At 69.9% G+C, this 12,564-nt stretch carries 3 protein-coding genes; 2 read left to right on the plus strand and 1 reads right to left on the minus strand.

What is annotated here, in order from left to right; genetic code table 11:
- Positions 1-129: 129 nt before the first annotated feature.
- Positions 130-4,641, minus strand: coding sequence for a LamG-like jellyroll fold domain-containing protein (locus tag ACFV61_RS15610; protein WP_380492086.1), 4,512 nt, complete (start codon positions 4,639-4,641; stop codon positions 130-132).
- Positions 4,642-5,039: 398 nt separating this feature from the next.
- On the opposite strand from ACFV61_RS15610, the gene ACFV61_RS15615 reads away from it, so the two are divergent.
- Entirely contained in the window at positions 5,040-11,984 is a 6,945-nt protein-coding gene (locus ACFV61_RS15615; protein ID WP_380492088.1) for an RHS repeat-associated core domain-containing protein, read from the plus strand.
- Between the two features lie 206 nt (positions 11,985-12,190).
- A complete protein-coding gene (locus ACFV61_RS15620; protein ID WP_380492090.1) occupies positions 12,191-12,421 on the plus strand; it encodes a hypothetical protein in 231 nt (76 codons plus the stop codon).
- The last annotated feature ends 143 nt before the right edge of the window (positions 12,422-12,564 follow it).

A 12,564-nucleotide genomic window follows, 5' to 3' on the forward strand; every position in this document is an offset into this window, starting at 1 on the left:
TTCGCCTTGCCGTTCCCCGGGCACCGCCATGCCCCGGTCCGGCCGGGCCCGGGCGGGCCCCCCCCCCCACCCGGCCCCCCCCCCCGCCGCCCGGCCGCCCCGCGGGGGCCCGCGGCGTGCGGTGCGCGGTTACGCGGTCTGCTGCGCCTCGAAGAACCAGTGGTGGTTCGCCTGGTCGGCGCACGACCAGACGTTCAGCCCCGAACCGTTCTGGGTGTTCCACCCGTGCAGGTTCAGGCAGCGGTCGGACGCCGGGTTGTAGAGCGCCCCGTCGTAGCGGCGGATCCAGGTCTGGGCGTCCGCGTTGCCGCAGGCCTGGGCCACGACCGGGGTGCCGTTGACGACCGTCGCGTCCTTGGTGCCCAGGCAGAGGCCGGTCGTCTGGACGGTGAGCTGGTTGTCCTTGGTCAGCAGGAAGTGCTGGCTGTCGCCGTTCCAGCAGTCGTAGATCGCCAGTTGGGCGCCCGCGGTGCCGCCCCAGCTGTCCAGGCACTTGTTCGGGTCGACCGCGCTGTGGATCTGGACGCTCGACCCGGTGGTGGCCAGCGTGTTGACCTGCTGGTCGGTCAGCGGGTACGGGTAGGCCCGGACGTCGCTGATCGCGCCGCTGAACTGGTCGGAGGGGGCGATCCGGTTGGCGACGGACCCGCCGATGTTCAGACTGCCCGCCGGCGGCTTCCAGGCGCTCGGCACCTTCGCGGAGCCGACGGCCCGGCCGTTGACGTACAGCGTGATGGTGCCCGCGCCGGCGTTGTACGTGCCCGCCAGGTGCGTCCACTGCCCGGTCGCCGGCTTGGCCCGGTCCACTGCGGCGTAGTAGGCGCCGGTGTTGACGTTGTCCTCGCCCGGCAGGACGAAGGCCCACGTGCCGAAGGACGCCGAGTACTGGAGGTAGAACGGGCTGTGCTCGTTGCCGGTGAGCGTGACCACGGACTGGTGGCCGGTGGCGCTGTTGAGCTTCGCCCAGGCCGCGACGGTGTAGCTCTGCGTGGTGTCGAGCCCCGGCTTGGTGTCGCCGGGGCTGACGGCGGCGGTGGTGCGGTAGACGGTGGACCCGTCGAAGACCGTCGCCTTCCCGGCGGCACGGTTGTGGTCGGCGGTGAGGGCGGCCCCGGCCGGGTAGGTGGCCTTGGGGTCGCCGCCGTTCCGGTAGAGCTTGTTGGCGTCACCGGTATCGGTGCCATCGAGCGCCCACGCCAGCGGGTTCACCGCGGTGTTGGCGATCGTGTTGGGGCCGACCTGCCAGGTGAAGCCGGCGGCGGGGTTGCCCGGCGCGGTGGTCTTGCCCCACCAGATGCCGACGGTGCCGTCCTTTTGCTTCCCCCACAGGCTGGGGTAGCCGTTGCCGGTGAGGTCGCCGTCGGAGCCCAGGGCCGTCCAGGTGTCGCTGGGCACCCAGCCGATCTTGGTGCTGGTCTCGATCCTGGTCAGGGTCGGCACCATCCGGGGCTTGCCGTTCGGGTCCGGGTCCGGCTGCCCCTCCTTGGTCGTCGCGACCACGGTGCCGGTGGTGAAGGTGTAGGCGAGCAGGTCGTCCTTGGCCGCGTCGGCGGAGGCCGCGAGGTTGCGGGTCCACAGGCCGGGGCGGCCCTGCTTGGCCCAGTCGCCGGGGGTGATCAGCTCCTTGTCCTTCCAGCCGGACGCGGCCAGCTGGACGGGCTTGCCGAGGCTGTTGGACGCCGTCGCCGGGTAGAACCAGAGGGCGGCGTCCGCACCGCCGTTGGTGCTCTCGACGGTGAGCAGGCCGGTCTTGTTCCGGAAGCCCAGCTTGGGGTCGAGGTCGGCGCTCACCGGGTCGCCGAGGGCGGCGATCCGCAGCGTGGTGGACCAGTCGGCGGCGTTGTAGCCGGCGGCGGTGCGCCAGGCGCAGTCCTCGGTCGCCGTCGGGACGCACTTCGGCTTGCCCAGCAGCACCGGCTTGTCGATCCGGCCGTACTGGCCGGTGTTTCCGGCGTTGGGGTAGATCTTGAGCTCGGGATCGCCGGGCGCGTGCACCAGCACGTCGTCCAGGTTGTGGCCGCCGGTGAGCGTGCCGCGGTGGGTGTACTGGACGTTCTCCCAGCCCTTGCCGCCCGGGGCGTCCTCACGGGCGGCCACCGTGGTCACGGCCGGACTCTTGGCGTTCGGGTTGCCGGGGGCGTTGTAGGTGCGCAGGTAGCCGGCCTGGTCGGGCAGCAGGATGTCGGGGGCGCCGTCGCCGGTGATGTCACCGAAGACCGGCGGCGGGCCGTCCGGGTTCCACGGCACGTAGAACGCGTACTGGGCGACCGGCGAGACGTTGCGGGCGTTGTCCATCACCTGGATGTACAGGATGTTGGTGCCCCAGCGGCCCGAGGCGACCGGGATGCCGCCCCGGGGGAGTTCGTTGCCGCAGACCCAGCCCGCGCCGGCGAGCTGAGGGTCCCAGGACCAGCGGGCACAGGCGACGCCGGAGGCGTTGCCGCCGGGCGCCGGGTCGGCCGCGGTGAACGGCACGAGGCCGGTCTCGCCCGTGCGCTTCTTGGTGACCTGGCCGTTGCCGGACGGCGGGAAGGTGGTCGCCAGGTCGCCCTCGGGCAGCTGGGTGTAGACGTCCGGGACGCTGAGGGTCGGCGGGGTCAGGTCGACGCCGAAGCGGCAGACCGGGGTCGAGGCGGACAGCCGGACCAGCTTGTCGCCGGCCATGGTGCCCCAGCCGTAGACGTGACCGTCCTTGATCACATCGGGCCTGACCTGGAAGCCCGCGACCCGGCCGTTGGGCGTCTCCGGGGTGAAGCCCGAGTCGACGTCCCCGCTCGGGACGGCGTAGTCCCAGATGTGGGTCCAGCCGTACAGCGACTGCTGCGCCCGGCTGTTCACGGTCGCGTTCAGGGTGACGGAGCCGTTGAAGCCGGAGGAGGAGTTGAGCCAGCCGATGGAGTTGCCGTCGCAGCCCTGGTTGTCGGCCCACGGCACGGCGGTGGAGGGCGCCGGCGAGGCGTACGGGTTGGTCGGCGTCTCCGGGACCCGGTCGTACTCGACGACGACGGCCGGGTTGTAGGTGAGCCGCTTGAACGCGAACTTGTTGCTCTCGTCGCGGGCGAACAGGCCGAAGGTGAGGGTGTCGCGGTTCGTCGCGTAGGTCTGGTAGGCCCAGGTCACGTCGTAGTCGAACTGCACGTTGTCGTGGCAGCCGCTGCCGCCCGAGCCGGCCACGTCGGCGGAGCCGATCCGGCCGCCGACGACCTCCGGCGGGGTGCCCCAGGTGGTCCCGAGGCCGATCGGGCCGGTGACGTACAGGTCGACGGCGTACTTGTTGGTGCAGGAGAAGTCCGAGGACTCGTACTCCCAGACCGACATGGTGGCCCTGTTGATGACGATGTCGTTGTACCAGCGGGTGTCGAACTGGAAGTAGGAACGCTCGACGCCCGTCTTGGCCTGGTACCCCTGGTAGCCGACGCCCGGGCGGCCGTACTGGCCGCCGCCGTTGGTGGTGGTCAGCCCGAAGTTCGCCTTCCCGGGGTAGGCGGCCTGGGTCCAGGTCCAGGCGTTGGCCTCGCGGGAGTCGTAGAGCCAGCCCGGGTCGATGTACCAGGGGCCCTGGCCCTTGCCGAGCACAGACGCGTCGGTGGTCAGCTCGACGGCGTCGCCGGTGACCGTGGTGGCCATGGCCGCGACCTTGGCGTTCGGGCCCGGGCCGTCCGCGTTGCTGCGCTGCTCGGACTTGGCCGGCGCGCCGTTCTGCGCGGGGTCGTTCTGTGCCGGCGCGTTCTGTGCCGGTGCGGACTTGGCGGGGGCCGACTTCGCGGTCGTAGCCGCCGGGGAGGCGTCGCCGGAGCTGTCCCACATCTGCGGGGTGGGGGCGTGCCAGCGGGCGGTGCCGTCCGCGGCCTCGGCGGTGAGGTTGCCTGCGTCGTCGGCCTTGACCGTGACGCCCGTGCCCCTGGTGCCGAAGCGGACCTTCTGCAGCTGCGGGTTCGCCGCCGCCTCGGCGGTCTTGACCACCAGGACGGTGCTGAGGCCGCCGAACTTGGAGGCGGTGACCTTGAGGTCGACGCCCGGCGCGACCTCCGGGTAGAGCAGCGCCTCGCCGCCCGGGTCGAGGGTCGGCCTGGTGAGCGGGAACGGCGAGTCGATGCTGAGCGTCTCGCCGTCCGGACTGGTCAGGGTGCCGAGCGGGCCGACTCCGCCGCCGGACAGGTGCACGCCCGCCGCCGAGACCTTGGGGCGGTAGCCGCCGGCCGGGTCCGCCACCAGGGTGCCGTCCAGGGCGGCCCAGCCGTCGTGCTGCTTCACCCGCTGCTGGTCGGCGTGCTCGGTGCGGGACAGGTGTCCGGAGGGGGTGGCGGAGGTGTCGCTGTACTCGTCCGTCAACTCCGGGATCGGGACGGGCTTCCCGGTCCGCTTCGCCTCGGCGATCGCCCGGTCGGTCGGGCTGAGCGGCGGCCTCGCCTTGACGCGTTCGGCGTCGATGGCGGCCATCTTCGCCTGCTGCTCCGGCGAGAGGCCCGACGGGCCGGCCGAGCTGCTGGGCGGTGGGTCGGTCGGCGCGGTGTCGGCGTAGGCGATCGGTGCCACGGACGTCAGCGCGAGAGCCAGGCCGATGGCCGCTGCTGAGGAGCGGCGCGACGGCTGTCTGGTCCGGCGCACGCCGGAGGAGCCTCCGGGCGGGGCGGAAGGCATGGTGAAGTCCCCCACGAGAGTTGACGGAACGTTGAGACGTGCAGTCCCTGCGGAGATCGTGCGCAGAGGTAGCGCCCAGCACGGTGCCGGTAGGGAAAAGGGTTCGTCAACCGCCTTTTCGTGACGAGGAGTTACCTGGTGACCCCAAGGCCCTTTATTTACTTGCCATTTACTATTTCTGTGACGATGGTCACCCTGACGATAGATCGACAATATGCTCGACTGGGGTCGTCCGTGGCCCTAGTGTCCACTCTCCGCCAGAGTCGTTCGGCCGTGCCACAGCCTGGCGCGGCCACTTCCCGTGGGGGTCAGTGGTGTTGCCACGTCATGTCCGCATTCGCCGGAAAGCTGTCGGGGGCGAGGCGCCGCCGGGGCCGGGGAAGGCCCGTATTGCACTCATGAGTTCACTGGCCGTCATCGGAGCGCTGCTCGTGCCGGCGGCGCCGGCTCTCGCGGCGTCGGCGGGCGGAGGCGACCAGGACCGGATCTGGTCGCCGCCGAACACGCCGCTGCCACAGACGCCCTCGGTGCCCGGGAAGGCCGATCGGCCTACGGCGGAGCCTCCGTCGGCCGGTTCGTCGCACTGGGTGCCGCCGAAGACCGTGCCCCAGCCGGTGCACGGCAGCGCGGTGACGACCCTGGACGCGACCGGGGCGTCCCGGCAAGCCGGGGAACTGCCGGTTTGGCTCGCCCCGGTCGGTTCCGCCCCGTCGTCCGCCACGCCCGTGCGGGTGCAGGTCGCCGACCCGGCGACCGCGGCCGCCGCCGGCGTGCCGGGCATCCTGGTGGCGCTCTCGCGCAGCGGTACGGCGGAGGCGGGCACCGTCCGGATCGGGCTCGACCCGGGCTCGGTCGGCTACGGTGGCGACTTCGCGCACCGGGCCCGGCTGGCCGTGCTGCCGGAGTGTGCGCTGACCACGCCGGACGCCGAGGGCTGCCGGACCCGGACGCCGGTCGCCTCGCACTACGACGAGCAGGCCAAGCGCCTGGTCGCCGACATCGACCTGCCCGCCACGGCCTCCCCGAGCGCCCGGGAGCGGGCCGAGGCATCGTCGGCCGGCCTCGCATCGGCCCGGCCGCAGATGGTGCTGGCCGTGGACGCGGCGCCCGACAGCGGCACCGGCACGTACAGCGCGACTTCTCTGTCGCCCAGCCTGGGGTGGGCCGCAGGTTCCTCCTCCGGCGCCTTCACGTACAGCTACCCGATCGTGATCCCGCCGGCCCTGGGCGGTGCGACGCCGGCCATCGGGCTCGGCTACGACTCGGCCCTGGTGGACGGCAAGACGGCGTCCACCAACGCCCAGGCGTCGTGGATCGGCGACGGCTGGGAGCTGAACGCCGGCTACGTCGAACGGTCGTACCGGGCGTGCGACAAGGCGGGCATCCCGGGTTCGGGGGACCAGTGCTGGGGCGGTGCCAATCTGACGCTGTCGCTGGGCGGCCACTCGGGCGAGCTGGTGCCGCACGACGAGTCCTGCGTGGGTGGTACCGCCGCTGACGAGCAGTCGAAGTGCACCTGGCGGCTGAAGAACGATGACGGCACCAAGGTCGAGTTCCTCACCGGGGCCAACAACGGGACCTGGAACGGCTCGTACCTGAAGGTGACGGACACCTCGGGCACGGTCTACTACTTCGGCCTCAACCAGCTCCCGGCGGCGAACGGTTCGCCGTCCAGGACCGGGCCGGAGAACAAGTCGGCCTGGACGGTTCCGGTCTACTCGCCGAACGCGGGCGACCCGTGCTACGACGCGGCCAAGGGCAAGGGTTCGTGGTGCCAGACGGCGTGGCGCTGGAACCTCGACCACGTCGTCGACACCCACGGCAACCTGACCACCTACAGCTACACCCCCGAGACCAACTGGTACGCCCGTGGCGGCGGCCAGAACGGCAGGAAGGGCACGAACACCGCCTACACCCGCGGTGGCGTACCGGCCTCGATCGGCTACGGCCAGCTGCTGTCCGACCAGCTCGGCGCAGGGGGCACCTACCAGCCCGCCGCGAAGATCGACTTCAATGCCGGTGAGCGCTGCCTGTCCGGTGACACGGCCTGTGATCCGTCGCAGCGTACGGCGGCGAACGCGGTGAACTGGCCGGACGTCCCGATGGACAAGCAGTGCCCTGAGGCCGGCACGTGCGCCACCTACGGTCCGACGTTCTGGTCGACGAAGTGGCTGAACTCCATCACCACCTCGATCCGTTCGGGCGGCTCGTACCGCCCGGTGGACCAGTACGACTTCGTCCACGTCTTCGAGAAGCCGCAGAACGCGACGGACAACGCGCCGATCGCCTGGCTGCAGTCGGTGAAGCGGACGGGCAAGGACACCGCCAACGGCCAGGTGCAGCAGGAACTGCCGGAGGTCACCTTCGCGAACCAGTTGCTGCCGAACCGCGTCGACGGCCTGGTGCCGGCGCGTCCGCGCTACAACCGGCCGCGGATGGCGGTGATCACCACCGAGACCGGTGGCACGATCACCGTGTCGTACGCCAAGGACTCGTGCTCGCGCACGGCCGGCCGGATGCCGGCCTCGGCGGACAACAACACCATGGGCTGCTACGCGGTGAAGTGGTTCGACACCGGCCTGCAGACCACGGTCGACGACTGGTTCCTGCGCTACCCGGTCGAGACGGTCACCGTCGACCCGAACGGCAAGCTGGTCACCGGCTCGGTGCCGACCACCGTCGGCTACACCTACGGCCCGGCCGCCTGGCACCGCAACGACGGCGCGCTGGTCGAGTCCGACTACCGCACCTGGGACCAGTTCCGCGGCTACGCCAGCGTCACGACGGTGACCGGTTCCGGCAAGGACGGCCCGCAGGCGAAGGCGACCACCAGCTACCACCAGGGCATGGACGGCGACTACAAGGCCGACGGCAAGCCCAAGGGCGCCTCGGTGGCCGGAGTGAAGAGCGGCGGCCGGACCGACTCCGACTGGCTGTCCGGCAAGATCCTGGAGACGGACACCTACGCGGACGCCTCCGCTCCCAACGGCTCGCCGGTCTCGTACACCGTCAACTCGTACGAGAAGCCCGACAGCCCGAAGTCGACGGCGACCCACAAGCGCACCGGCCTGCCGGACCTGGTCGCCCAGTACGCGGCTACCAGGACCACGACGGCCACCACGTCCGTCACCACGACCGGGTCGCGCACCAGCTCGACGGTGACCACCAGGGACCCGGGGAACAGCAACCGGGTCACGACCACGCTGAGCACGGCGGACGGCACCCCGGACGTGTGCACCCGAAACCGTTACGCGGCCCCCGACGACGCGCAGATGACCGGCCTGGTGTCGGAGGTCTTCGTCATCTCCGGTGCCAACGCCTGCGCCGCGGACGCCTCCCCGGCCAACACCGTCTCCGACACCCGCGTCCTCTACGACAGCCAGCCCTTCGGCAGGGCCGGCGCGAAGGGCGAGGCGACCGGCACCCAGGTGCTGGACCGCTACGACGCCAACGGCGCCGCGCAGTACGTCACCACCGCGACCACCGCCTACGACACGTACGGTCGAGCCACCGCGGCCACCGACCCGACCGTCACCGACGGTGCCAACCCCAACGGCGCGGTCAGCACGACCACGTACGGCTCCGCCAACCCCGGCGAACTGCCGAACAAGGTGGTCACCGGTACCCCGGCCCCGGTCGGCGCGTCCGACGCGGGCCAGCGGCGCGAGAGCACCGTCACCCTCAACCCGGCCCGCACCCTGCCGCTCACCACCACCGACCCCAATGCGCGCAAGGTCACCCAGACCTACGACGGGCTGGGTCGGCTGAAGGCGGTCTGGACACCGGGCCGGGACACCGCGGCCAACGCCGACTTCACCTACGACTACGCCGTCAACGGCGTCAAGGCGTCCTCCACGGTCACCGCCAGGTCCCTGCGGGCCGGCGGCAACACCTACGGGACGTCCGTCCAGATCCTGGACGGCCTCGGCCGCGTCGTGCAGACCCAGGGCAGCCCGGCCAGCCCCGCGTACCACGGCCGGATCGTCAACGACACGTTCTACGACTCCCAGGGCCGGATCAACCGCACGTACAACGGCTACTACGAGGACACCACCGCTCCGGGCACCACCCGGTGGATCCCCGAGGGCGCCCGGGTGCCCAGCCAGAGCGTCCTGCTGTTGGACGGCCTCGGCCGGACGACCAGCAGCCAGTTCGTCGCCCTCGGCAAGCTCCAGACGACGACCACCACCGCGTACCCGGGCGCTGACCGGGTCGACGTGACGCCGCCGGCCGGTGCCACCGCGACCAGTACGGTCACGGACGCCCGTGGGCGCAAGACGCAGCTGTGGCAGTACAGGACGGCTTCCGCGACCGGCAAGCCGGACGACGCCGACGTCACCAACTACACCTACACACCGGGCGGCCAGGCCGCGACGCGAGTCGACGCCGCCGGGAACAGCTGGAGCTACGGCTACGACCAGCGCGGCCGTCAGGTGAAGGCCGACGACCCGGACACCGGCGTCTCGACCCGCACCTACGACAGTGCGGGCCGCCTGGCCACCACCACGGACGCGCGCGGTCAGACGACCGCGCTCACCTACGACCTGCTGGGCCGCAAGACCGGTACGTACAACGGGTCGGTGGCGCCGGCTAACCAGCTCACCGGGTTCACCTACGACACCGTCGCCAAGGGCCAGCCCGCTTCCTCGACCCGATACGTCGGCGGCGCCGACGCCGCGGCGTACACCAAGTCCGTCGCCGAGCTCGACATCGCCTACCGGCCGACGAAGACCACCGTCTCCATACCCGGCAGCGAGATCGGCAAGACCGGGCAGGTGGCCTTCGACTACGCGGCCACCTACGATCCGATCACGGGTGCCATGACCACGGAGGGCCGCGCCGCGGCGGGCGACCTCGCCCAGGAGTGGATCACCTACAACTACGACACCTACGGCAAGCTCAACGACATGAGCGGCGCGGGCTACACGTACCTGCGGCAGGCGGACTGGGACGCCTACGGGCGCAACATCCGCACCACGATGAACCCGTGGGGCACCCAGATCGTCGCGACCAATACCTACGACGAGCCGACCGGGCGCCTGCTGACCCAGTACGTCGACAAGCAGACCGCCACCACCGGTACCGTCCAGAACACCACCTACGCCTACAACCCGGCCGGCCGGATCTCCGCGATCCGGACGATTCCGAACAACACCCCGGCCGCGACCGACCTGCAGTGCTTCACCTACGACCACCTGGGCCGCCTCACCACCGCGTGGAGCGACACCGGGCGGCTGGAGCAGCCGACCCCGTCCCCGGCCGGCCAGGGCGCGTGCGCGAACACGACGCCGACCAGCGGGGCTTCGGCCCCGGCGAAGACCACCGTCGGTGGTAGCGCCGCCTACTGGCAGGACTACACGTACGACGCGGTCGGCAACCGGACCAAGCTGGTCTCGCACAACCCGACCGGCGACCCGGTCAAGGATCTGACGATCAGTCAGGACTTCCCGGCCGCGGGCGCCCGTAACACGCCGACCGCGGCGGCCGGTACGGGCGGCGGCACCGGTGGCCCGCATGCTCCGAGCTCCACCACGTCCACGTTCCCCAACAACGGCAGCACCCCCGGCAGTTACCAGTACGACGCCGCCGGAAACACCACGAAGATCACCAACCCGGGCGCGAACAAGACCATGGGCGCCGGCTTCGTCCTCAACCCCGGCGAGAGCGTGCGCTCCAACAGCGTGCAGCTCACCATGCAGACCGACGGCAACCTCGTCCTCACCTCGCTGCGCACCGGCCTGGTGACCTGGTCGTCCAACACCGCGAACCACCCGGGCGCGTGGGCGACCATGCAGGACGACGGCAACTTCGTCGTCTACGACCCGCAGCGGACTGCGCTGTGGTCCTCGCAGAGCTGGGTGGGCCCGAACAGCAAGTACTTCGCGGTCGTCCAGGACGACGGCAAGTTCATGGTCTACGCACCCGGATGGGTGCCCAAGTGGGACTCCAAGACCTGGAACGCGGTGGACGCGGCCAACGGCGCCGAACTCTCCTGGGACGTCGAGGGCAAGCTCGCCACGATGAAGCAGGGCACCGCGACGACCGCCTACGTCTACGACGCGGACGGCAACCAGCTGGTGCGCCGCAACCCCGGCAAGGTCACCGTCAACCTCGGCGGCGGCGACGAACTCGTCTACGACACCAACGCCAAGACCAGCACCGGTACCCGCTACTACACCATCCCGGGCGGCGTCACCCTCGTCCGCCAGGGCCCCACCAAGCTCACCTACCAGTTCGCCGACCACCACAACACCGGCACCCTGTCCATCGACTCGGCCACCACCGGCGAGAACCGCCGCTGGAGCGACCCCTTCGGCGTCCTGCGCGGTTCCGGCGCCGCCAACTCCTGGGCCGGCGACAAGGGCTTCGTCGACGGCCTGAAGGACGACGCCACCGGTTTCACCAACCTGGGCGCCAGGCAGTACCAGCCGAGCACCGGCCGTTTCCTCGGCGCGGACCCGCTGCTCCTGCCCGACGACCCGCAGCAGTGGAACGCCTACGCGTACAGCAACAACGATCCGGTCAACAAGACCGACCCCACCGGCATGGCGCTGGAGGAGTGCGCCAGCGGGATGGCCAAGTGCTCCAACATGGGCACCAAGATCGAGGGCGAGGGGCCGAACTACCAGAGGATCGTCGAGGAGAACAAGAAGGTCGACGACAAGTATGATCAGGCCAAGGAGGCCGGCTGGGGTTCGATTCCGAACGGGGCGAAGCGCAAATCTCTCAAGGTGAACCCCGGCGCGGATAACGGCATTATCATGGCCCGCTTCTACATCCACACCAAGCTGGCTCTTATGGACGCGCTGCTCGGCGACAACAGGGGGCCCACCTTGAAGCCGGATGCCAGCTATCGGATGGCCCTTTTCTGGGACACGGAGTCCGGGAATATGACCTTCACTGTATCTGCCTCTCACGAGGCCCCGCCGTCTAATTACCAGGTTGCAAGGGGGCTGGCCAAGCCTGGGATTAAGATGAAACCTGCAGCAGATATCGTGGAAGCCGAACCGAGCGCATGGCACAGTTTGAAGTGGCAGAATGCCATTCACGTCGAGGGCACAAAGTCGGGTGCGAAGGTGAAGATCCACGGGATCAACAGCGAGCTCCCAATTTTCGCCGTTGACGATGAATTGGACATCGATTTCAAGGGTAGCGGTGACGTTTCCGTGCGGCGGCGCGGCGATTCCTACCCCGACATGGAAGTGGTCCAGTACAAGCGCGGGCAGCATGCGTCGATGCTCGCCTTCGATCCAATGTCATCGGAGACGGGTCTCCCCGCGGCTCCATTCTGGCCCAAGATGGACAGCACTTGGGTCTCCGGAAAGTGCACGGAAGGTTGCTAGCTATTTCTGAGGCAAGCTGCCGATCGGTTGGCGGGTCCACCTTCCGATGGATTGCCACCTGCGCCGCTCGCTATGCCGTGGTCTTCATGGTTGGCTGGATGGCGATATCGCTGACGGCTCCCAGGATGTCGGACCGGGCTGGAGGTTACGGCGCCCGGAAGACTTTGTGGGGATCTTTTCTGGGATACATGGAAGGGGCTCCAGGGATGTTCCTGATGATCGGAGTCCCATCCCTGATGTTGCTGGCGCTGATTTCCAGGAGAAGAGGAACCTCTGCGCCTGATGAGTTCAGGGCATTTGCTGCGGCGCTCCTTGTCATCCCTGCGTTGGTGCTTTTCCTGGTCGGCACATGGGTGATGGTTGCCATCCAGGTTGTGGTGCAGATTCTCTTTGCGGCGATCATCATGCCGATTGTCAGGAGAAAGGAAATCTTCTAGGGCCGTTGAAGTGCGTGGCCGGTTAAATTAGGCCGCGAGCAGTTTATGCAGGCGCGGGGGGGGGGGGGTGGGGGGGGTGGTTGTGGGAGGTCTTGGGGGGCGCGAGCTGGCGCGGTGGCCCGGCGGAGCGGTCGGCGGGGCTG

The sequence above is a fragment of the Kitasatospora sp. NPDC059817 genome (assembly GCF_042731835.1).
Lineage (GTDB): Bacteria > Actinomycetota > Actinomycetes > Streptomycetales > Streptomycetaceae > Kitasatospora.